Source organism: Rhizobium sp. NZLR1, assembly GCF_017357385.1.
GTDB lineage: Bacteria > Pseudomonadota > Alphaproteobacteria > Rhizobiales > Rhizobiaceae > Rhizobium.
Map to the genome: position 1 here is coordinate 2853425 of NZ_CP071632.1, position 23681 is coordinate 2877105.

18 protein-coding genes are annotated in these 23681 nt (G+C 59.3%); 15 read left to right on the top strand and 3 right to left on the bottom strand.

What is annotated here, in order from left to right:
- Positions 1–12: 12 nt before the first annotated feature.
- Positions 13–705, bottom strand: a complete 693-nt coding sequence (locus J3O30_RS14255; RefSeq protein ID WP_207580952.1) for a type 1 glutamine amidotransferase domain-containing protein — start codon at positions 703–705, stop codon at positions 13–15.
- 223 nt (positions 706–928) lie between these two features.
- On the opposite strand from J3O30_RS14255, the gene J3O30_RS14260 reads away from it, so the two are divergent.
- From J3O30_RS14260 to J3O30_RS14315, 12 genes are all read left to right on the top strand, one after another.
- Positions 929–1930, top strand: coding sequence for a LacI family DNA-binding transcriptional regulator (locus J3O30_RS14260; protein WP_207580953.1), 1002 nt, complete (start codon positions 929–931; stop codon positions 1928–1930).
- 111 nt (positions 1931–2041) lie between these two features.
- Positions 2042–3076 carry a sterol desaturase family protein gene (locus J3O30_RS14265; protein WP_207580954.1) on the top strand — a complete coding sequence of 345 codons (1035 nt, stop codon included), beginning with the start codon at positions 2042–2044 and terminating at the stop codon, positions 3074–3076.
- A complete protein-coding gene (locus J3O30_RS14270) occupies positions 3073–3384 on the top strand; it encodes a MocE family 2Fe-2S type ferredoxin (RefSeq protein WP_207580955.1) in 312 nt (103 codons plus the stop codon). Before J3O30_RS14265 ends, J3O30_RS14270 begins: the two co-directional genes overlap by 4 nt.
- Positions 3385–3535: 151 nt before the next feature.
- On the top strand, positions 3536–4741 hold the full coding sequence (locus tag J3O30_RS14275) for an FAD-dependent oxidoreductase (RefSeq protein WP_207580956.1): 1206 nt from the start codon (positions 3536–3538) through the stop codon (positions 4739–4741).
- Positions 4738–5625, top strand: coding sequence for a sugar phosphate isomerase/epimerase (locus J3O30_RS14280; RefSeq protein WP_207580957.1), 888 nt, complete (start codon positions 4738–4740; stop codon positions 5623–5625). The genes J3O30_RS14275 and J3O30_RS14280 overlap by 4 nt, the downstream gene beginning before the upstream one ends.
- A gap of 145 nt (positions 5626–5770) precedes the next feature.
- On the top strand, positions 5771–7423 hold the full coding sequence (locus tag J3O30_RS14285; protein WP_207580958.1) for an EAL domain-containing protein: 1653 nt from the start codon (positions 5771–5773) through the stop codon (positions 7421–7423).
- 77 nt (positions 7424–7500) lie between these two features.
- Entirely contained in the window at positions 7501–8007 is a 507-nt protein-coding gene (locus J3O30_RS14290) for a hypothetical protein (RefSeq protein WP_207584336.1), read from the top strand.
- Complete coding sequence (locus J3O30_RS14295; RefSeq protein WP_207580959.1) at positions 8004–9176, top strand: methyltransferase domain-containing protein; 1173 nt, start codon at positions 8004–8006, stop codon at positions 9174–9176. The genes J3O30_RS14290 and J3O30_RS14295 overlap by 4 nt, the downstream gene beginning before the upstream one ends.
- Entirely contained in the window at positions 9173–11536 is a 2364-nt protein-coding gene (locus J3O30_RS14300; protein ID WP_207580960.1) for a SpoIIE family protein phosphatase, read from the top strand. Before J3O30_RS14295 ends, J3O30_RS14300 begins: the two co-directional genes overlap by 4 nt.
- A 3-nt stretch (positions 11537–11539) precedes the next feature.
- Positions 11540–12100 (top strand): hypothetical protein, encoded by a 561-nt coding sequence (locus J3O30_RS14305; RefSeq protein WP_207580961.1) that lies wholly within the window; start codon positions 11540–11542, stop codon positions 12098–12100.
- Between the two features lie 7 nt (positions 12101–12107).
- A complete protein-coding gene (locus J3O30_RS14310; RefSeq protein ID WP_207580962.1) occupies positions 12108–12446 on the top strand; it encodes a hypothetical protein in 339 nt (112 codons plus the stop codon).
- 172 nt (positions 12447–12618) lie between these two features.
- Complete coding sequence (locus J3O30_RS14315) at positions 12619–13044, top strand: pyridoxamine 5'-phosphate oxidase family protein (RefSeq protein ID WP_207580963.1); 426 nt, start codon at positions 12619–12621, stop codon at positions 13042–13044.
- 333 nt (positions 13045–13377) lie between these two features.
- Here J3O30_RS14315 and J3O30_RS14320 read toward each other — a convergent pair whose 3' ends face one another.
- Positions 13378–14313, bottom strand: coding sequence for a LysR family transcriptional regulator (locus J3O30_RS14320; protein ID WP_207580964.1), 936 nt, complete (start codon positions 14311–14313; stop codon positions 13378–13380).
- Between the two features lie 155 nt (positions 14314–14468).
- Between J3O30_RS14320 and J3O30_RS14325 the strand changes: the two genes are divergently transcribed.
- The 3 genes from J3O30_RS14325 to J3O30_RS14335 all read left to right on the top strand — a co-directional run bounded on the left by J3O30_RS14325 (position 14469) and on the right by J3O30_RS14335 (position 20056).
- Positions 14469–16160, top strand: a complete 1692-nt coding sequence (locus J3O30_RS14325) for a GMC family oxidoreductase N-terminal domain-containing protein (RefSeq protein WP_207580965.1) — start codon at positions 14469–14471, stop codon at positions 16158–16160.
- A 28-nt stretch (positions 16161–16188) separates the two neighbouring features.
- Complete coding sequence (locus J3O30_RS14330; protein ID WP_207580966.1) at positions 16189–18702, top strand: CoA transferase; 2514 nt, start codon at positions 16189–16191, stop codon at positions 18700–18702.
- 694 nt (positions 18703–19396) lie between these two features.
- On the top strand, positions 19397–20056 hold the full coding sequence (locus J3O30_RS14335) for a hypothetical protein (RefSeq protein WP_207580967.1): 660 nt from the start codon (positions 19397–19399) through the stop codon (positions 20054–20056).
- A gap of 381 nt (positions 20057–20437) precedes the next feature.
- Here J3O30_RS14335 and J3O30_RS14340 read toward each other — a convergent pair whose 3' ends face one another.
- Positions 20438–23221, bottom strand: coding sequence for an EAL domain-containing protein (locus J3O30_RS14340; protein ID WP_207580968.1), 2784 nt, complete (start codon positions 23219–23221; stop codon positions 20438–20440).
- Positions 23222–23681: the final 460 nt, after the last annotated feature.

Here is a 23681-nt window from a genome sequence, read left to right on the forward strand (position 1 = left end):
CGCCTGCGGGCGTCAGGCTGCCGCGTGCTTACCGAGCGCATCGAGCAGAAGGCGGGCCGCCTGTTTCGACGAGGCTGGGTTCTGTCCGGTAATCAGCAGCCCGTCCTGGACGACATGCACGGCCCAGTCCTCCATCGCCGAAAACTTCGCCCCCTGCTCTTTCAGCACGTCTTCGAGCAGATAAGGCACGATCTCGACGAGGTGCACGGCCGCCTCCTCGGAATTGGTGAAGCCGGTAACTATCCGCCCCTTCGCGATCGGTCCGCCGTCCGGCGCCTTGACATTGGTCAATATCCCCGGCGCATGGCAGACGAGCGCCAGCGGCTTTCCCGCTGCAAGCGTCTCCTCGATCAGCGAGTGCGCATTGCGGTCGTTCGTCAGGTCCCAGAGCGGGCCGTGGCCGCCGGGGAAAAACACGGTGTCATAATCCGCCTGGTCGATGTCAGACAGCATCAAAGTGTTGGCGAGCGCAGCCGTCGCGGCCGGGTCTCGTTCAAATCGCCGCGTATCTTCCGTCTGAAACGCCGGCTCGTTGCTCTTCGGATCGAGCGGAGGCTGGCCCCCTTTCGGCGAAGCGAGTGTGATCTCGGCCCCGGCGTCACGGAAAACGAAGTATGGGGCAGCGAGTTCCTCGAGCCAGAAGCCCGTTTTCCTGCCGGTGTTTCCCAGTTGATCATGCGATGTGAGAACCATGAGAATTTTCATTTGCCCAACTCCTTCGGTCCGGCCGGAGGACAAAACCTTCCGCGTCCGGTTTACGGTGAAATACGGCCTGCAATCTCATGTTGAACTGGAGAAATCATAGATCGGTCGCCCCTGCGACACAAGTCAGAGCCTCCAAATACCATCTGTGAGAATTGAAGCGAAGATGTAAGAAGAGAAGATCTGACGCGCAGAGATCAACGAGGGCGCGCAAGGGACCTGGAATGTGAGCAAGCCGAATTATCGGGACATCGCCCGCCATGCCGGCGTGGGAACCGCAACGGTCGAGCGGGTGCTGAACGGGCGTGGGGGTGTTCGTCCCGAACTTGTCGAGAAGGTCATATCCGCCGCACGTCGCCTGGATTACCCGCGCAAGCTTCCCGAGACCCATCGCGGCCTGCTTAGGATCGAAGTGCTGATGGTTCGTCCGGAGACCAGCTTCTACCGGCGCCTTTCCCTTGCTTTCGAGAGAATTGCCGCCACCCTCGACCCTTTGGTCGTCGTGCATCGCAGCTTCACCGACGAGATGAACGCCGAGGGAATTGCGCGACGCATCCTGTCCACCGACCTTTCACGGGCCGGGCTGATCCTTGCCGTGCCGAGCAGCCCGGTGATCGGTGCTGCGGTGGAAAAGGTAAATGCGCAGGGCCTGCCGATCGTCCAGGTCGTCACCCGCGCGTCCGAGCACGTCGGAGAATTCATCGGCATCGACAATAACGCTGCCGGCCGGACGGCCGCACTCTATATCAGCCGAATGGCTCCGCGGGCCGGACCTGTCGTTGCAATCTGCCACCCCATCTATCAAGTGCATCGCGATCGGATCCGCGGCTTTTCCAATTACTTTCGTGATTATCCCGGCGCCTCCAGCTTCGAATGGCTGGGATTTGGCGGCGATGAGGAGCGTCTCAGCGCCGATCTCCTGTGGTCGGCGCTGGAAACGTATCCCGGCCTTGCCGGACTGTACAATGCCGGCGGCGCCAACGCCGCCCTGATCGAAGTGCTTCGCCGGCATCCGCGCGGCCGCGACGTGTTCTTCGTCGGGCACGAATTGACCGATTACACCCGAGCGGCGCTGCAGGACGGCATCATGGATGTGGTGCTGGATCAGGCGCCGGAGGCGCAGGCGCGGCGCGCGCTCGATCTCGTTCTGAATAGGATAGGCTTGACCGATATCAAACCGGACCAGGCACCGATCCGTTTCATCACCATCACCAAGGAAGGGCTTTGATCTAATCAGATCAAGGAAGGCTTCGGCATTCACCAGCGCCCCTGCTATTTTCCAGTCAGCACAGATATGTGGGCGACGCGGAAACATCCGGCGTGCCCTAAGGAGATGCCAATGGATGATCTGAAATTCGGCAAGCGCAACAAGCGCGGCGACTGGGCGCCGGACCAGCATGTGGAGAACGCGCCGCTTTTCGTCTTTCCGCCGCGGCTGATGGTGGTCCTGAAATGGCTGCCGCATTATTTCCTTCCCTGGAACCTGATTTTTGCGGTTTCTGCGCTCGCCTACTGGGCCTGGATCATTCCCCCGGTCGACACGATGAAATCGCTGAGCCTCGGCTGGACCGCCTGGCTCTATGCGGTGAACGCCATCGCGGTCTTCCTGTTCTACGGTGCCTTCGAACTGCATCTCTACGTGTTGAAGCGGCAGGAAAACCGCTTCAAGTACAATGGCAAGTTCCCGGCCGACCACAGGAACAACGCCTTCTGGTTCGAACGCCAGAACCTCGACAATATTCTGCGCACCTTCCTGTCAGGCGTGACTATCTGGACCGCCGTCGAGGTCGGCATGCTCTGGGCCTACGCCAATGGCTATGCGCCGTGGCTGAGTTTTGCGGAAAATCCATGGACGCTGGCACTCGTGGCGCTCGTGGTGCCGATCATTCACGAGTTCCACTTTTTCTGCATACACCGGCTGATCCACACGCCCTTCCTCTACAAATGGGTGCACTCGGTCCACCACAATTCGGTGAACCCTTCGCCCTGGTCGTCGCTGTCGATGCATCCGATCGAGCACCTGCTCTATTTCGGAACGGCGTTCTACCATCTGTTCCTGCCCTCCAACCCGATCATCATGCTCTACCAGCTGCATTATGCGGGCTTCGGGGCCATTCCCGGCCATGTCGGCTTCGACAAGGTCGAGATCGGCAAGGAGAGGCTGGTCGATAGCCACGCCTATGCGCATTACCTCCATCACAAATATTTCGAGGTGAACTACGGCGACGCGCTGATCCCGCTCGATAAGTGGTTCGGCACCTGGCACGACGGTTCGCCCGAAGGCGAGGCGCAGATGCAGGAACGCTACCGCAGGCGCAAGGAAAAACTCGCAGCCCGCAAGGCCCGCCTGGAAGTCGGGGGAGCCGCCGAATGAACTGGGTGTCAGCTGGCAAGCTCGACGAGATCGAACAGGAAGGGGCCATCCGCTTCGACCATGGCGGGCGCACCTACGCGATCTACCGTGGTCCGGATGACAGCGTCTACTGCACCGCCGGCCTCTGCACCCACGAGGCGATCCATCTCGCCGAAGGATTGGTCATGGATTTCGAGGTGGAATGTCCAAAACATTCCGGCGCCTTCGACTATCGCACCGGCGAGGCCATCAGGCTTCCGGCCTGCGAGAACCTGAAAACCTATCCGGCAGAGGTGATCGACGGAGAGGTTCGTGTCGCCCTCGGCTAGCATGTCGCCCGGAAGTGCGCAGTGGTTCCGGGATAAAGACATGCATGAAACCAAGGCCTAAAGCGTGTCGCATGAATCAAAATCTGATGCGGCTAATCCTGTGCGGCCGGCGTCTCCTCACGAGCGCAGCCGCTCTTTCTATGGAGAAAACATGGACGGTATCGTCATCATCGGTGCGGGCGAATCCGGCACCCGGGCGGCCTTTGCCCTGCGCGAAGCAGGCTATTGCGGATCCGTCACGCTGATCGGAGCCGAGCCGCACCTGCCCTATGAACGGCCGCCTTTGTCGAAGACCGGCAACGGTGCGGTGCAGATGAAGCTGATCTGCGCGGCAGACGCACTGGAAGCGGCCGGCATAACCTATCTCAAGGGCTTGTCGGCTTCGACGCTCGATACCGGCGCCGGAACGGTGCGCTTGAGCGACGGGCGGGAACTGCGTTACGAAAAGCTGCTTCTGGCCACCGGCGCGCGGCCGAGACGGCTCACATGTCAAGGTGCAGCGCGTGCGCTCGACTTCCGCACCCACGCCGACGCCGAAGCGATCTTCTCTCGTGTAGCGCCGGGCGGTAACGTGGCGATCATCGGCGCCGGTCTGATCGGGATGGAACTCGCATCGGTCCTTCGCAGAAAGGACGTCGCGGTCAGCGTGATCGAAGCCGCACCGAGACCTTTGGGCCGCGCCGTCCCCACACGTTTTGCCGAAAAGCTGCACGCCAGACATGCTGCCGAAGGTGTGCGCTTTCACCTCGACCGGAGCGTGGCGGCGATCAGCGACGACGGCGTCACCCTGACCGATGGCAGCCTAGTGCACGCCGATCTTGTCGTCGGCGCCATCGGCGTCCTGCCGGACATCGCTTTGGCGGAAGCAGCGGGACTGGCCACAGGCAACGGGATCCTGACGGATACCTGTCTTCGCACCAGCGCGCCGAACGTTTTCGCGGCCGGCGATTGCGCGGCCGTGGCCCAACCCGGCGGCGGACATTTTCGCTATGAAAGCTGGCGGAACGCCAGGACGCAGGCCGAAACCGCGGCGCGAAACATGGCCGGAGTCACCGAGACCTTTAGCGCCCTCCCCTGGTTCTGGTCCGACCAATACGATCTTGGCCTCCAGGTGGTGGGGATGCCGCAGCCCACCCATCAGACCGTCCTGCGTTCGGCTGCGGATGGCGAGCTCGAATTCTATCTGGACGCTGGCCGCCTAGTGGCAGCCGCCGGCCTTGGCATCGGCAATGGCCTGGCCAGGGACATCAAGCTCGCCGAGATGTTGATTGCCGCAGCTATCAGCCCCAGCCTCCCGGAACTGGCCGACCCCGGTGTGAACCTCAAAGCGCTTCTGAAAAGCGCACGGGCGGCGTGATGCAGAGGCTGCTGATCTTCCAGTCGCTCTGGGCCATGGAGCGCCGGCACACCGATGGGTTCGAGCGCACACTCGACGACAACATCGCGATGATCTCCGAGGCGGGCTTCGACGGCATCAGCGCACATTACACCAACCGCCGGGATGTCGTGCGCCTTAACGAGTCCATCCGGGGCACCGGCTTAAAGATCGAGGGCGTTTGCTTTCCTCGCAGTGTCGAGGATCTACGTCTGCCGCTGGAACTGGCCGCGGAGTTTCCGGTCAGTCACATCAACCTGCAACCCGATATCCGCCCGCGCCGCATCGATGCCTGCCTGCCGCTTCTCGATGGCTGGATGCGGCTCGCTGAAGATGCCGGCATTCCCGTGTTCATCGAAACCCATCGCGACAGGATGACCGCGGACCTGTTCTTTACGCTGGATTTGCTGGATCAGCGACCCGAACTGCCGCTGCTGGCCGACCTGTCGCATTTCCTGGTCAGCCGCGAATTCGCCTTTCCGGTCGACGAGGAGAACCACGCTCTCATCCGACGCATCCTGCAGAATGCCCATGCATTTCACGGCCGGGTCGCCTCGAGCGAGCAGGTGCAGATCGAAATCTCCTTCCCGCATCACCGGCCCTGGGTCGATCTCTTCCTCGAGTGGTGGGAGTACGGTTTTCGTAACTGGCGATCACGCGCCGCCGATGACGCCGAGCTGGTCTTTATCTGTGAGTTGGGCCCCAAACCCTATGCGATCACGGGCAGAAGCGGCAACGACCAGACGGACCGATGGGCGGAGGCCCTGGCGCTTCGGCAGATGGTGCGTGGGCTGTGGGCTGCCACTGCCTGGTCCCCCATACATCGGCCTTCCAATCATGGAAATCCACCTGCTGGATCAGTGTAGTGTGAACTCACACGGTAAGCGTGTTGGCGAAGGTTTGGGATTGTGAATCAGATATGCCTAATGTAAATCTTGACGTGCACAAGTTGTGAGACAGTTAATTTGCTACGATATCTGGTTAAGGACATTCGCTGGGAGAGGCTTGGAGATGCGGAAAATTCGTGCGGCCAGCCCGGCCCTCGGACAAACACAGCCAGAAGCTTCGAGTTCAATCGACCGGCTTTTGTTCTTTGACCGCGATTTCAATCCCATCGAGAATTTGCTGGGCAATGAGCTGCCTGCTTCTGTCAAGCCGGCAGCGTCACTTTGGGAGCATTTTCCAGAGCTGGACAAATCGGCGATTACGCTTGCTTTCCGCTCATTGGATGACAGCGGCAAGCCTTTGCGGGTATCGGGCGATCTTGGCAGGTCTGGGTCGCACGGGCTGACGATCTATCGGATCGGCGATCTGTTTGCCGTGGTCCGGTCGGAGGAACTCGCCGACGACGAGCGCGCAACCCTTTTGCATCTGGCGACCCACGATCCGCTTACGGGACTGCCGAACCGACGCCAATTCAGTGAGGACCTCACCGAATTGCTGCGGGAGACCGCAGGCTCGAACGAGACACTATCCCTGATGCAGCTCGACCTTGACGATTTCAAGCCCGTGAACGACACGCTTGGGCATCCGGCGGGCGACAAGCTTCTCCAATTTGCTGCAAGGCGTATTCAAGACTGCCTGACCGGTGATGACAGAGCCTATCGACTGGCTGGTGACGAATTCACCGTCATTTCCATGGGCTCGGGACAGCCGGCCAAAGCGCACCGGCTAGCAGAAGTCTTGGTTGCCGCATTCAAGAAACCCTTCACGATAGATGGCATCGCGGTCTTTGTCGGCACCAGCATCGGCATATCCACAGCTCCGCCGGACGGGACAAATCCAGAGCAGCTTATGAAGGCGTCCGACCTTGCACTCTATGCCGCGAAAAAAGAGGGGCGCGGTCGAGCAGCCGCGTTTGATGCCTCAATGCTTGAGTCGCTGGAACAACGCGAACTGCTGCGCCGCAGCCTGCGCATGGCCTTGATCCAACAGCAATTCTTTGTCGAATATCAACCCATCGCCGAGGGCGGCTGCGTTGTCGGCTTCGAAGCATTGCTGAGATGGCACCATCCACTGCTTGGAAAAATTCCACCTGCGGCATTTATTCCGATGGCCGAGGCTGATGGAATGATGCCTGATATAGGTGCATGGGTTTTGGAGCAGGCATGCCGCGAGGCGATGAACTGGCCAGAGAACTACGTCGTCGCCGTCAATGTGTCCGCAGCTGAATTCCTGACCAGCGGCCTCACCGACCGGATATCCCAGACGCTCGACCTGGTCGGATTCCCGCCCGAGCGTCTGGAACTTGAGATAACTGAAAGCGTCCTGCTTGAGCGGACCGTCAACAATATCGACACGCTGAACACTCTCAACGTGCTGGGGATACGGATCTCGCTGGATGATTTCGGGACAGAATATTCCTCCTTGAGCTATCTGAAGACATTCCCTTTCGACACCATCAAAATCGACAAGTACTTTATCACCGATCTGGAAAGCGATCCGAAAAGCCAGACGATCGTCCGCTGCATCGTGAACCTCGCACATGGTCTCGACATGCAGGTGACGGCCGAAGGGGTCGAGACCCCAGGTCAGGCGGAATGGTTGGACAGTGTGGGCTGCGACAGGCTTCAAGGCTATCTGGTGAGCAGGCCGCTTCCGGTCGAGGCGATCAGTGAGTTCATCACCCGCATGGAAACATCCGTAAGCCACGCGCTGCCATAGCAGGAAACCGATTTTTCGCCGTGTTTTGAGAGGGCATGCATCAACCCGAGGCTCCAGGCAAGCTGATGGAGGCTGTATTGGAAGAGGAAGCATCAGGTTTCGATGACCCGGCATTGGCGCCGATGGTATCGCTGGAACTGAACGTTGCGATGTTCAAATCCAAGTGGCAGTTTTGCGACAGGATTACCGAATATCTCTCAGACATTCTCGGCCAAGGTCACAGCGATCCCGCTCGATATTCGAATTTTCTTTCCGTCGCGGCCAACGAGCTCATTGAACTTGCTTTCCGTTCGACAGGTGAGCCGGGAAGGATAAGTTTCCGTCTCTATCGGGGCGCGACGTTCAATCGGCTGAGAATTGCGTTTGCCTGCGAGGAAGCATCTGGCCGTGAGCAGGCGGGTGCGAGATCAGGCGAACGCCAGTCTCTCCCAGGCGCCGGGGCCGACTTGGTCATGAAGTCCGATGGGACGATTTTGCTTAGAGATTTGGCAACCCTATTCCGCGCCGCTATCCGAATTGAGAAAGATGGCGCCCACGGGATCCAGATCATCGCGGATTTCCCTTCGGCCGAGGACTTTCAATGAACCTGCTTGCTCACCCCTTCACCGTCCGTTTCGATCCGACAAATCAGGAGCTGTTGCTATCTGGCAAGATGCGGCCCGAAAGTGCAACCGAGATTGCCGATGCCCTCAAGCTGGTGCGGCAAAGTTTGGAAAAATACAGCGGCGTCGTTTACCTGAATGTCAAACGTCTGACGCACATCAACATGACAGCCTTCGTCGCTCTGTCCGATATACTGACCGCAAGCTGCCGGACCAAGCCGGAACGGAAGATTGTTATCATCACGTCCAGCGTAGTGGCCTGGTCGACTTCGTTGTTCCAAACGTTGGCGGCATCACAACCAAACCTGTCGGTTGAAGTCTACGATTCGTCATTTTATCCAGGCCAGAGCTTTGTCGAGGATGAGACTTTCATTCCCATTCTCCGCACCCAGACGAAAATGACCTGGAGGCACGAGCGCGAACTCCTGCCTCGCCACGGTCTGCGCAGCGGCCTTGTCATCGCGGATATCTGTTGCGGAATTGGCGATTTCGCCGCCTTGGTTCAACGGGAATTCAAACCGGCACGCCTTGTCGCGCTGGATCATTCCGTACGAAGCCTCGAATATGCACGCAGGGTCGCTGCCGACTTCGATCTGCAGGGGATAGAGTACACCTATGGTGACGCGTCCCAAATGCTCCTTCGCGATAATCAATTCGACTTTGTGACCTGCCGACATTCGCTGCAGATTTTCAACCGTCCCGAGATGCTGCTGCGGGAGCTTTACCGTATCTGCAAGCCCGGCGGCCGCGTCTACATCACCAACGAAAAAAATTCGCATTGCCTGGGCGAGCCCCATGCGGAAACGATAAAATGGACTTACGAAGAAGTCGCCAAACTGTTCAGGCACTTCGATATGGATGTCGAGATGGGGCCGAAAAGCCGTCATCTTCTCGCCGACGCCGGGTTCGATGCCATCAAGGTCGATAACTTCATGGTCACGAATCTTGACGGGGATCCGCAGGACTTCGCAGACATCATCGAAGCCTGGGAAAATGTCTACGCCGGTGAGATGGCGGTTCGACGGGGCGACTCGTTGGATTTCATTCGCAGGTTCCGGCAAGGATTCAAAGATCACGTCTTTGCTGCCCTTCACCCCAAGGGTTATGCAGGCTGGCCGATTTGGGCGGCTTCCGGCCGAAAGCCGTTATGATGGACGGGAAATCATTGTCGAAAGGACCGATAAGACTGGGCTCGTTTCGAGCAAAGTTCATCCTGGTTGTCGGTGGGGCTGTCCTCTTTGACCTGCTGGTCAGCGGTGGACTGGCGCTTTGGAACGTTCAGAGGCTATCGCGTGACGCAACGCTCGAAGTCGGCCAGGGTCTTGAAGCTGCAAGCCAGGAATATATCCGCACATATGCCGATTCGACTGCAGCACAGGTGAGTTTGCTGCTGCGCCAGGTTCATAGCGACGTCAGCACGCTCGCAGGTGTGCTCCAGGCGCAGATCGACGATCCCGCGCGCAATTCGGACGTCGGCGCGGCAATCGCGCGCACATCCCCCGGCAGCGTCAGCCTCTCTTACGATCAGACGGGGAAGTGGTCTCAAAACGCGCCGGGCTCAGTCTCCGTCGTCAGCGTCTGGGGCTACTTGCTTGGACAAGACCAGAAGCCGAGACCCGACGTTGAGACCGATATCCAGGCGAGCGCGGTTCTGGATCTTGTAGCGCCGAGCTTGCTGCAGCACGGTGCTTCGAAGCTGCAGATGTATTACATCGGATCGAAAGAACGGCCGATTTTCAGAACAGCGCCCTATACCGACCAGGCTCAGACCTTCGACCGGCTCTATCCGGGTCACAACGAGGCGAATTTCTGGGACTTCTTTTTTCCCGGCCTTTACGAGTCCTGGCAGGGCTGGGCCAAGGATATGAAGACGCGGCCGGTCGCGGCCGATATCACCCAGACCGCGCCCTATACGGACGCCATCACCGGAAAGCTGATCGTCAGTTTCTTTCATCCACTCTGGACAGCCGACAGGAAGGATGTCGCCGGGACGGCCGGCGCCGACATCACACTCGACCAGCTGGCGCAGACGGTTGAAAATGTCAAAGTGGCCCAATCCGGTTTTGGCTTTCTCGCCATGTCCGACGGCAACGTCGTCGCGATCAACAGCACGGGCGAAAAAACTCTCGGTCTGCGGTCCGCCAGCGATGCGAGCGGTACCGGGGTGACCGGCCTGGAGCGCTCGCTGAAGGGCAGCGCCCAGCCTGCGATCGCCAAACTGGCGCTTGACCGCGAACAGGGCATCCAGCATTTGCTGTTGCAGCAGGACGGCAACGAGGTGCCCTATATCGTTATCGTCAAGAAACTGCCTGCGACCAATCTCTGGGTCAGCGGCCCGGTTCGGCAAGAAGCGATGCTGCTTGGCGTGGTTGTGCCCGAGCGGGAAATCGATGCCTCGCTCTATGCCGCCCAGGCCAAAATTTCCGACGCGACGAACCGGATCGTGCTCTACCAAATTCTGGCAATCCTGATGTCCCTGCTGATCGTGACGATCGCGGTATTTGCGGCCTCGAAACGAATAACCGGCGGAATCAGCGCGCTTGCCGGTGCCGCCAAGCGGATTCAGGCGAAGGACTATTCCGTCAGGGTCGCCATAACAAGCAAGGATGAGGTCGGCGAAGCCGGCGAAGCATTCAATCGGATGGCCGAAGAGATCAGCTATCACACCGAAAATCTCGAGCAGCTCGTCGAAGAGCGAACCGCGCAAATCGAAGACGCAAAGGAAGAGATTTCGACGTTGAACGCACAGCTCCAGAGAGAAAACAGACGTCTTGGCACGGAACTCGCCGTCGCCGAGCGGATTCAGCTCATGGTGCTTCCGCTGGATCAGGAGCTCGAGGAGTTTCAGGCGCTCGAGATCGCAGCCTATATGAGGCCGGCGGAAGAAGTCGGCGGCGATTATTACGACGTATTGAAGAACGGAGGTCGGTTGAAGATCGGCATCGGCGACGTTACCGGACACGGGCTGGAAAGCGGCGTATTGATGTTGATGGTTCAGTCCGTCGCCCGCGCCCTGCAGGAAGCCGGAAACACCGATGCAGTGAAATTTCTCACGGATCTGAACAGCGCCCTGTTTAAAAATATCGTCAGGACGAAAATCGACAAGCACCTCACTCTGGCGTTTCTTGACTACGACGGAAAAGAGATGATCCTATCGGGACAACACGAGGAAGTTGTCGTCGTTCGGGCGAACGGCGAGGTTGAGCGCATCGACACCATGGATCTGGGCATACCGATCGGGCTGGAAGCCGATATCTCCGCCTTCATCAAAACCCGTGAAATCGCGTTCGAAAAAGGCGATCTCATTCTCCTGCATACGGACGGCGTCACAGAAGCCGAAAATGACGCCGGAGAACTGTTTGGCATCGAACGCCTGTGCCGCGAAGCAGTTCGCTTGAAGGATCTGAGCGCTGAGAAAGTCGTTTCTGAAATTGTCGCGACACTCATGCTCTTTATCGGATCGCAGAAGATTTACGACGACATCACGCTACTCGCAGTGCGGCATAGGTGAGACATGAGGCCAACGGTATACGGCAGCGAATCCTTGGCCGGCATAAGTCTGGATTCGGGCACGCGCCTGACCTTAACGGATGGCCCCCTTCAGCTTGGATGGAAACACTCCGGAATGACGTCGGACTTCATAGCGGAGGTTATGGCTCTGCGGTATTCGGGCTCGAAGAAGGGCTACGTGCAGGCGCATCACGACATCGGATACCTCAGCAACGAACTGATCGAAAACGCCGTGAAGTTTCGACAGCCTGGTGAGATCCTTATTGAAGCCGGCATATTCGACGGATCATTTTTGATAAGGGTGCAGAACACGATCGATGGCGTGACATCCTCTCGCTTTCAGCAGCTATTGCATCGCCTCCAATCGAGGGACCCCGGAGAACTTCTTCTTGAGCAAATCGAAACCAACGCCATATCAACAGCAAGCGGTTCCGGCTTGGGGTTACTCACACTTCTGAGCGATTACGACGCAAAAATGGCATGGGCATTCGAAGAAAGTGAAGGTGAGCGTATCATACTGACGACGACTGCAGCCGTGGCGATGCCGCCCTCCTCCAATCCGTGAGCGAAGAATGGAAATCAGCGACGAAAACTTCCGCGTATGGGCGGAACAAAACGAAGTATATTTCGATGGGGTATTTCGGCTGGCAGGACCGGACGCCTATGCGCCCATCTACTCATTGATAACAGGCCTGCTCCACGAGGGGCACAAACAGGTGACCTTCAACCTGACCGGTCTCGAGTTCCTCAATTCCTCCGGCATAAATCTCCTGGCCAAGTTGACCATTGAAGCCAGAAAGATGGGCGACCTGCTGCTCGTCGTCAAAGGCACCCACCAATATCCTTGGCAAGCGAAATCTCTGCCGAATCTCAAAAAGCTGCATCCGCTTCTCGATTTGCGATTGGCATGATCCTCCTTCGGCGAAGGCTCACCGTAAACGGTGTTTAGCCGGCATCTTCCAGATCGCCGCATGGTTGACGCTGACCTTGACACCCTCCATTGCTGTGTCCCGCTGCGTTGGGAGGGGAGCGCGTATTCGCATCCTGCCGGTAACTCTCCCAGCCATCCACGAGGATGAAGCGATGGACGACATTCAATCCAAACGAATGATTCTCGAATTCCTGAGGAAGCACTCGTTGGCTGTGATCGCGACATCTGATCGAAATGGCACGCCTGAAGCTGCGGCCATCGACTTTTCCGTTCGGGACAACCTTGAAATCGTGTTCGATACCTTTGAACACACTCGCAAATTTGCAAATATTTCGGAGCAGAGCAGCGTCGCACTCGTCGTCGGCTGGGACGACAATATTTCGGTTCAGTATGAGGGCGATGCCATGAAGGTTTTCGCTTCCGATATTGAGAGATACCAGGAAGCGCATCTTAAAAGCGTTCCAGTTGAGAGAGAATTTGTCGAGAAGGGTGCGGTGATATTTAGGGTCAACCCTCGTTGGATACGATATTCGGATTTCACTAAAGAACCTCCAGAGGTTATCGAGGTTCACTTCTGAAGGCTGACCGATCCTCTTCACCCCTTGCTCCGCAATCGGCGCAAGTCCCGTGCGGGTGATCACCAGTTTGCGACGCGTGTGCCCAATAATAGGCCAGCCGAATGTCCGGCCCGAATCTCAAAAAGCTGCATCCGCTTCTCGATTTGCGCTTGGCGTGAATTGAGCCGAGGGAGGAAGAGGTGGCATCCACGCCCAATCCTCCGCTCATTGGGAGTAGCATAGGCGCTGTCGTGCTCGCACCTTGACCACATGCTTTGTTATTTCGAAGGTTGCCACTCCCAGGAGGCGGCGGGTTTGCGCCAATTGCGAACTTAGGGCTCTCTCCAACGGCAGCTACAGGTCACTCCGCCAGAGGCGATCCATCATATCGAATGCGAGCGCGACGTTCGGGTCGGAACGACGCGGGAGCAGGCATGCGAAGCCCAAAGTGGTCTGCAGCTCGACCCTGTCGGCAATGACCAGGCCGTTGGTCTGTCGCTCATCGAGGGCGATGGATTCGCGGCACAAGCTGAGACCCAGGCCCGTTCGCACCATGGCCAGCATCGAAGTCTCCTGGTCAACTAGCGCGACGACATTCTGCTTGAGGTTGAGGCTGCCGAGCTTCTTGGCCAGCAGTCGGTGGTGAACCGATGCCGGCGGCGTGCCGATCCACGGCAGTTCGGCAAGCTCCTTCCAGTCCTTCCCTGCGACGAGGCTGGCAAAGGCCGGCGGTGCCACGACACGATAGGTCAGATGCGAAATTGGACGGATGAAGAACTGCGCGTCAGACGCCGCATCCTGGACCTGGGTGCTTGATCCGTAGTCATCGAGATCACCAAGGAAAAACCCGACATCCAGCTCGTTGCGTTTCAAACCGATCGCCACTTCTCCACTCATTCCCTGGCGAAGCTCGGTTTCAATTCCCGGGCCGCTTTCGACCAATGCCTGCAGGAATGCACCAAGACGGGTAAATTCCGGATCGATGATCGTGCCGATCCTGAGCTTGCCGCGAAGTTGCGCCGTGAGGTGCCTGGCGGTCTGGCTGAACTCCATGACCGAGGCGATAACCTGCTCCCCTTTGGTGGCGAGCAACGCGCCATCGCGTGTCAGTTCGAGCCCGCTCGCCGTTCGCCGGAATAACGTCAGCCCGACATCGTCAGCAAGGCGCTTCAACTGGAGGCTAATCGCCGGCTGTGTGAGATGCAGAAGCTCCGCGGCGCGGGTGACGTTGCCTTCCCGGGCAACAGTGACGAATGCGCGCAGCAGCTTCAGGTCCAGATGATCCGCCATATAAAATTCTCTTATAATTGATTGTCGCATTTATCATTGGATTGTGCCTTTGGACAACGTTTATATGCTGCCAGGAGGATGATCATGTCCAAGGAATATGATCCAGCTTATAATCTGAGCGCCGTTCCATTCGGCTCTGCGGGGACGCTGGCGTGATGACCACCGGCTCCCCGACAGATGCACACATCTACGATTACATCATCGTCGGCGCTGGCTCGGCCGGGTGCCTGCTGGCCAATCGGCTGAGCCGCGACCTTTCCAAGCGCGTGCTGCTCATCGAGGCAGGGAAGAAGGACAACTACCCCTGGATTCACATCCCCGTCGGCTATCTCTATTGCATCGGCAATCCGCGCACCGATTGGCTCTACAAGACCGAACCGGAAGCCGGCCTCAACGGGCGTTCCCTGCGTTATCCGCGCGGCAAAACGCTCGGGGGCTGCTCGTCGATCAACGGCATGATCTACATGCGCGGCCAGTCGCGCGATTATGATAGCTGGGCCGCTCAAACGGGTGACAGCGAATGGTCCTGGGAAAAATCGCTGCCGGATTTCAAGGCGCACGAGGACCATTACCGCCTCGATGGAGGTGCTGATCCTGTCACGGGTGACAATAGCCGATTTTCCGACATGCATGGCCATGGTGGCGAATGGCGGATCGAGAAGCAACGTCTCAGATGGGACATCCTCGAATCCTTCGCCGACGCAGCTGTGCAGGCTGGCATCCCACGTTCGTCCGACTTCAACAGCGGCGACAATGAAGGCGTCGGCTATTTCGAGGTCAACCAGAAATCCGGATGGCGCTGGAATACGTCGAAGGCTTTTCTTCGCCCGATCCGCAATCGCCGCAACCTGTCGATCTGGACAGAAGCCGAAGTCGACAAGCTGATCGTCGAGACGGCTCCCGATGGGCGCAAACGTTGCGTCGGCCTATCTCTCTATCGCCGGAACCAACGCATGTCCGTTCGGGCCGAGCGCGAAGTCATCCTCTCGGCCGGGGCTATCGGCACGCCGCAGATCATGCAGTTGTCAGGCATCGGTCCGGCGGAAGTGCTGAAGGCGGCAGACATCGAAGTCAAACAAGATCTCCCCGGCGTCGGCCAGAACCTGCAGGACCACCTGCAAATCCGCGCCGTGTTCAAGGTCAGTGACGTAAAGACGCTGAACACGCTGGCAAACAGCCTGATCGGCAAGGCCAGGATCGGTCTTGAATATGCCATCAAGCGCAGCGGACCAATGAGCATGTCGCCCTCACAACTCGGGGCTTTCACGCGCTCCGACGCCGGCCGAGCGCATGCCAATCTCGAATATCACGTTCAGCCGCTCAGCCTCGACGCCTTCGGCGAACCCTTGCATCCGGTTCCGGCGTTCACGGCAAGTGTCTGCAATCTCAATCCTTCAAGTCGCGGCAGTGTTCAGGTCCGTTCCAATCGCCGTGGTGAAGCGCCTGCGATCGCACCGAACTATCTGAGCACGGATGAGGACCGCAGGATCGCCGCAGACAGTATCCGCCAGATCAGGTCGATCGTCAGCCAGCCGGCGCTTGCGAAATACCAGCCTGTCGAGTGGAAGCCGGGGGTCGAATTCCAGAGCGATGGCGATCTGGCAAAGCTGGCCGGCGACATTGCCAACACCATCTTTCATCCCGTCGGGACCGCGAGAATGGGCCGCGATGACGATAATATGGCCGTGGTCGACAGCCGGCTGCGCGTCCGGGGTATCGATGGCCTCAGGGTCGTCGATGCCAGCGTGATGCCGACCATCACCAGCGGAAATACCAGCGCCCCGACGATGATGATCGCCGAGAAGGCAGCCGGTTGGATCATCAGCGACGCGCAAAAGCACGCCTAAGAACAAGAGCATTTCGGAGGATCACACAATGACATCGATTTCGCGTTCCGCATTGCCGCTCTCGGGCGTTCGGGTCGTTGACTTCGGCCAGTATATCGCCGGCCCGGCCGTTGCCATGATCCTTGGCGATCTCGGTGCGACCGTCGTGCATATCGATCCACCATCGGGTCCGCTCTGGGACAATCCGGCCAACGCGATCCTCAACCGCAACAAGCTGATCGTGGCGATCGACCTGAAGACCAAGGCTGGAGCCGAAGAGGCCAATGCGTTGGTCGCCGAGGCCGACATCGTCATCGAGAATTTCCGGCCGGGCGTCTTGGCCCGGCTCGGCATCGACTTCGAAGCGTTGCGCGCGGCCCGGCCGGAAATGATCAGCGTCTCTATCCCCGGCTTTGCTTCGAACGATCGGTTGCGCCGCGACTGGCGGGCCTTTGAGACCGTCATTGCCGCTTCTTCCGGCGTCTTCACCGACATGGGCCTGAACCGAGTACTGATGGGTATCAATCCGTCCTTTTCGCCCCTGCCGCTGGCATCCGCCTACGGCACCATGCTGGCGGCTTCCGCCGCGGTCTTTGCCCTGCAGTCGCGCGAGAAGACCGGCCATGGCGATCACATCGAGGTTCCGCTCGCCGCCGCAGTCATGGAGGGCCTGTCCTATAATTCGATCAAGATCGACGATTACCCTGTGCGCTACCAGACCCAGCGCGAACAGGAGATCGAGCGCCGCCGCACCGAAGGCCTGCCGATGGACATGTCCTATGACGACCTTCAGGAATTCCTCGATCCGTTCTATCGCAGCTTCCTGTGCAGCGATGGCCGGATGTTCTACGTCGTTTGCCCGAGCCACAAGAACCACGCCAAGCGCTGCCTGCAGACGCTTGGCATCTATGACGAACTGGTGGAGGAAGGACTTCGCGAGGAAGAGGATACCTATCTCCCCGTCGCCGCATGGTCATCCGACGTCTCGCTCGGTGTCTATCCATTGCCAAAATTCTGGGCCGACAAGATCGCCGGCCGAATGAAGCAAATCTTCCTGACAAAGACTTCAGCCGAATGGGAGCGCGTGTTCGGTGAGGGCCTGTTCCCCGGTGCGCCGCAGCGATGGCTGCAGGAATGGATCGCCGACGACCATGCCAAGGCGGCGGGACTGATGATCGAGGTCGAAGACCCCGTTCTTGGCAGCATGACCCAGCCGGGACCGATGGCCTGGCTGCAGGAAAGCGCCGAGGCCATGCTCAGCCCAGCGCCGCGCGCCTGGGGAAGCGTTGCCGACGCATTGGCAAAACTGCGGACGATAAAGGCCCCAGAATTGCCTTTGCCGGCAGTAGGTCCTGCTGGCGGATGGCTGGATGGCGTCAAAGTCCTCGATCTTTGCAACGTCATCGCCGGACCGCATTCTGTCGCCTATCTCGCCCGGTTCGGCGCGGAGGTCATCAAGATCGATCCGGCCAAGCCACTCTACGACTGCTGGAACACGGTGATCTTCGGCATGTCGCATATGCGCGGCAAACAATCCGCACTGCTGAATATCAGCTCGCCTGATGGACGGGTCGCTTTCGAAAAGCTGGTGAAGTCCGTAGACGTCGTCGTCTGGAACGCGACCGACCGGCAGGTCAACGCCATGGGCCTCGACGTTGAGGGCTTGAAGGCCCTCAATCCACAGGCGATCTTCTGCCAGATCGATTGCTTCGGCGGCGTCCGCACCGGACCGCGCACCAACTATCTCGGCTATGACGACCTAGTGCAGGCAGCAACCGGCATCATGCTGCGGTTCGGCGGTTCGATGCAGACGCCCGAGGAACACGCTCATGTCGGCACGATCGATGTCATGTGCGGCTTTGGTGCAGCGCTCGGCGTGGCCGCAGCGCTCTACCAGAAGTCAAGAACCGGCGTCATCGGTCGTCCCAGGACTTCGCTTTCAGCGCTGACGGGTTTGGCGCAGATTCCATTCTGCTATGACTATGAGGGCCGCAGGCCGTTCGACGAGCCTTCAGGACGCGCGACGAGAGGGTTCAATGCGCTCGCGCGGGTCTACGAGACGCAGGATGGCGGCTCGATTCTCTTGGCCGCAACTGAAGACGACCTCCCCGGGTTCTCGGGCGTACAGGGATTGACGCGCTTGCCTCTGCTGGCTCCAGGCGACCGTGAGACTTATCTGACCGATGCGTTCGCCACCCGACCCGCCGAAACCTGGCATCAGCGCCTTATCGCCGCTGGCATCGGCGTATCGCTCTGCGACAATATCGAGAGCATCCGGAGCCGCAGTGCGCGCGTTGCCGACGGCACGCCGGGGACGGACCGCGGCAGTTATTCGTTCTCGATCTTCCCCGATCATCCCAGCGGTCACACAGTGACACAACTTGATCCGCTCGCCGTGAGGTCGACGCAGGCGACGGTAACTTCGTTGGCTCCCGCCGAAAAATACGGAGCGTCGACGGCAAAGGTATTGTCGGAGGTGGGCTACAGCGAAAGCGAGATAGAGATGTTGATCACGTCGGGATCGGCCAGCGTCTCATGGAGCCATGAATACCTGCCGAGCTAAACGCGTCGGAAGTCTCAACTGCCGATGGCTGACACGCGTTCCATTGGCGGCCCTAACCGCATACGTTGATGGTTCATCCCATCCCCTATTCTCCTTGGGTTGCCCCGGTCGCAAGCTCTGACACAATCCGCGCCTTGACCTCATCCGGCCATTGGCGATGCACCTCACGTCGGCTCCGCCGCGTCGTTAGAACCTCCAACGTAGTCTCATGGAGAAACTCCTTGTCACTCGTCCATGGAATGTCGATCAAAGATCAAGCGACAGAAGACAACGTGGGCCGACAACATCGGGTACGGTGCAGCACATACCTCCTTTCCCTCTCGATCCTCGTTTCGAACCACCAGGTTGGCCGCGACGATGGCCGCTAGCACGCCAGCGTTCGCCACGATGACAGGTGGTGGTTCGGCTTCAGGCCGTAGCGATCAGCCACATCTTGCACCGTCACGCCCGGACGCAGGCCCCCGAGGCAGTCCTTGCCTTGATCTCATCGGGCCATTGGCGATGTCCCTACAGACTATAGCGGCCAGGACAGCAAAGAAACGAAACGTTAAGCAATTCAGGCCGTGTAGGACCATAGCCGGGGCTATGCACTGGACCTCGGTCCGATGTGCGATGCGCGATCACCGTCTAATCTTTCATATCTGCTCACGTCGTGCCCTGCACGGCTCCTGACGGTCTGATACGGAGAACAACGATGCGGATAGCAACCTTAGCGTCCCTGGCCGTGCTTTCGCTGGCGCTTGCAGCAAGCCCGTTAACGATTGCCGGGCTCGACTCGGCCGCACTGGCAAAGGACGGCGGAAACGGCGGCGGCAATGGTGGTGGAAATGGCGGAGGCAATGGCGGCGGTCATGGCGGCGGCAATGGAAACAGCGGCAGCCATGGCAGCGGCAACCAAGGCAGCGGTTCGACCCACGGCAACTCCAACTCTCAAGGCGTGAGAGGCAAATCTGGCGAGGCGGCGGGCAAGTCCAAGTCCGCGAAAGCAGGCGAGACTAAAACCAGCACCAAAGAAAAGAACCTGTCGGCGCAGCTTGCAGGCCTTAACTCCTTGAAGCGGAACTACAGGGCGTTGATGCACACATCGGACCCACGCATGACTGCCATTTCGGCCTATGCCGTGGCTTATGCCCAGTATGAACTCGACAATGGAATCGAGCCCGCAGGCGATGACCCTTTGTTGGGGGATGAGGCGCTCGAGGATGCATTGGCTTCGGCAACGAAAACCGGTCAGGTCAGCCCCGCCGTTCTGGACGAAGCCAAGACCATTCTCGGTGTTGGCGACGCGAATGGAAAGATCGATCAAATCCGCACCTCGCTTGAGAACGCCGCTCCGGCGACTCTCGATGAATAGCCGCTAGTGAGGTGCAGGCGGTGCGAAGCGCCCAGTGGTGGCGCTCCGCACTAAACTACGAGAGCATTTCCGTCTTTGTCTAAGTAGCGGAAATGCTCTATTTTTTTGAGCAATTTCGGGTGTAGAACACGGTCTGAGACCTCCGCGAGGGCTGCCCCTCATCCGGCTGCCGCCACCGACCGGGGTCGAGCCACGCGTCTCGACCCGTCCCTTCGGACCCCCGTAAACGGGGCGAAGGGGCCTCTCAGTTCCCCTCCCACCTCTCGCAGGGCACGTCCCCTCGCCCCGTTTACGGGGAGAGGGTTAGGGTGAGAGGCAGTTATCGGTGCGAACCGGACAGGCGTCTGTCAAACCCAAAATCCTGTCCCTCCGGACGCCGCTTCAAGCCGCCCTCTCAACCGCCGGCTCGCCCATCGCCTGGGGCTTTCCGAGTAAATAACCCTGCGCCTCGTCGCACTGTTCTTCCAAGAGCGTGTCGAGCTGCGCCTGCGTTTCCACGCCTTCGGCCAGCACCGGCACCTCCAGGCTGCGGCCGAGTGCCAGGATGGCTCTGACGATCGCCTTTGACTGGGGGCTGGTTTCGACCTCGGCCATGAAGCTCTTGTCGAGTTTGATCTTGTCGAAGGGAAAGGAGCGTAGCGTCTCCAGCGACGAATAGCCGGTGCCGAAGTCGTCGATTGCGATCGACACGCCGAGCGCCTTGATCTGCCGCATCGTCCGCAAGGCCTTGTCCTTGTCGACGATGATCGAGCTTTCGGTGATTTCGATTTCGAGACGCCGGGCATTCAGACCGGTTTCCGAGAGGATGTCTGATATGACGGCCGCCATATCGGAATGGCCGAGCTGGATCGGCGACAGGTTGACGGCGATTTTGTCGCTGTTGTTCCAGCTCGCCGCCTCCCGGCACGCTTCCCGCAGCACCCATTCGCCGATCGGCAGGATCGCGCCGCATTCCTCGGCCAGGCCGATGAAATCCATCGGCGGGATGTTGCCGCGTTCGTGATGCCGCCAGCGCAGCAGAACCTCGTAGCCGGTGATCTCGCCCGTTCGCACCGATTTCTGCACCTGATAGTGCAGATGCAGCTGGCTGCGATCAATCGAGGCCCAGAGGTCCTTGGCGAGCGAGCGGCGGCGGCGCGCATGCTCGTCCATGGCAGCCTCGTAGAAGCAGACCCTCTGCAGCAAGGATTGTTTGGCGCGGTACATCGCAAGGTCGGCATTGGCGAGAAGCCCGTCGACGCTTGCGGCGTCGCTCGGATAGATCGCCACGCCGAGGCTGGCGCCGCTCCTGATCTCGAAGCCGTCGATGGAAACCGTCCCCGCGAGCGCGCCTTCCAGCCGCGCGATGAAATCGTGCAGGGCGCTCAGCTCATCGAAGCGCTTGGTCGCGGCGAACTCGTCTCCTCCGAACCGGGCGATGAACTCGCCCTCCTGCCGCGCCTCGTCGAGACGCCGCGCCAGCTCGACGAGGACCTTGTCGCCGGTGCCGTGCCCGTGCTGATCGTTGATCTCCTTGAACTTGTCGAGGTCGATGCCGATGACGGCGACGTTGCCCCTCACCCGGTCGGCGATCATCATTTCCTCAGAGACGCTCTCGCCGAACTGCAGCCGGTTCGGCATGCCGGTCAGGCCGTCATGCTTGGCAAGGAAGGCGACCTGCTCCTCGGATTTCAGGCGATCGGTGATGTCTTCGAAGGTGACGACCCAGCCGCCATTGGGCAGCATGTTGACGTTCTGCTGGATGGATATGCCGCTCGGATATTTGTGAACCGCGCTGCCGGCGCCTGATCTGATCAGTGCCATGTTCCTGATATAATGCGCCTCGGCCTGCACGGATGCCTCTGCGGCATCCTCCGCATGGGCGGAATAGCCGACGTCGACGATCTGTCGGTAGCCCATGCCGGGACGCACCGATCCTTCGGGAAACCGGAAGATCTCGAGATAGCGCTTGTTGCAAAGCACCAGGCGCTCGTCCCTGTCGAACATGCAGATGCCTTGCCCCATATTCTCGAGCGCGACGTCGAGATTGCGGGTGATCTCCTCGATCCGGTCGGCATCCGCCTTCTGCTTGCTGGTGTCCTTGGTAATCTTCACATAGCCGATCAGTTGGCCGGTCTCGTCATAGATCGCGTCAATGACGACATGAGCCCAGAAGGAGGAGCCGTCCTTGCGATAACGCCACCCCTGGGCCTCGAACTTACCTTCAGTGCGGGCGGTCTGAAGCGCCTGCTGCGGCAGGCCTTTGCGGCGGTCTTCCTCCGAATAGAACAATGAGAAATCCTTGCCGACGATCTCATCGGCTCTATAGCCCTTGGCGCGCTCGGCGCCGGCATTCCAATTGCTGACCTTTCCATCCGGATCGAGCATATAGATCGCGTAATCGGTCACCCCCTGCACCAGGAGCTTGAAGTTGCGCTCCGCCCTGGCGGTCTTGGCCTGCCAACGCACGGCGAAAATGGCGGCCGCAAACCCGGCCGCCAGCAGCGAAAAAGTGACGGCGGCGATCGTCACCGCCATCAGTGCCGGTGAAAGAAGCGTGGCGGGATCGAGCGCGGTGATGCCCGGAATGACCGTCACCCCTGCCATTGCGGTGAAATGCAGGGCGACGACGCCGAGCGTCAGCAAAACCGTCGGCACCAGCCTGCCGAAAGTCGACCGGCCGCTCCGGCCGGCAAATCGAAAGGCAGCGATCGAAAAGGCAACGCCGAGAACGACCGAGGCCGTCACGTAGCCCGCATTCCACGAGATCTCACCGGGGAATTCGATGGCCAGCATGCCGGTGAAATGCATAGACCAGATACCCACGCCGAAGAGCACGCCCGCCAGGACGTTCGCCACCCATCTGTCATAGGCGATCTTGGCGGCAACCGCCGCCGTCGTCGCCACGATCGCGACCAGCAGCGAGACCAGCGTCAATCCGGCATGGTAACCGACGACGACGCCGGAATCGTATGCCAGCATGGCGATGAAATGCGTGGCCCAGATGCCAAAACCGCCCGCCGCCCCCGCCGTCACCAGCCACACCCAGCGAACCGCGCCCTCGGACAATGTCGCCCGATTGAGCAGAACGAGCGTGCAATGGCTTGCGAGAAAGCAGATCAAACCCGCAAGCCCGACCAGCGTGAGATCATGCTGCTCGGTGATGCACGTCAGAACGGTAAACATGGAATAGGCCCTCGATTTGAGGGGCACGTTAAGCAGTGGGCGCTTAAGGAAGGTTGAAATGGGTAGGGCGGATGGGTGGCAAATGAGGCTGTTCGGGCGGGTTGTTCGGTGGGTTGTGAGATTAGCGTTTACGGTGGGTGTCTGGGTATGGTGAATGAATTGGTGCGGTGGGGATCGAAGTGCTCATCGTAACGTTCGAGCTTCTCACCCCCGAGTCACAGCAACCTCAAACGGACATGCGTGCTGAAATACGCTTGTGCCCATAGATGCATCTGGCGATATTGCAGACCTCAAATCAGGATGTGAAAGGCGGCAGATGACGTCGCTGGCGTTGATCACAATAACACCGTGTGCAGCAATGCTCATATCTGCATGCATCATGCGCAGAGGATTTCGGACCTGGATTTCATTGCTGCTGGCTTGCTCCACAGTGGCGATTGCAGCCTTCGAGCTGCGAAGC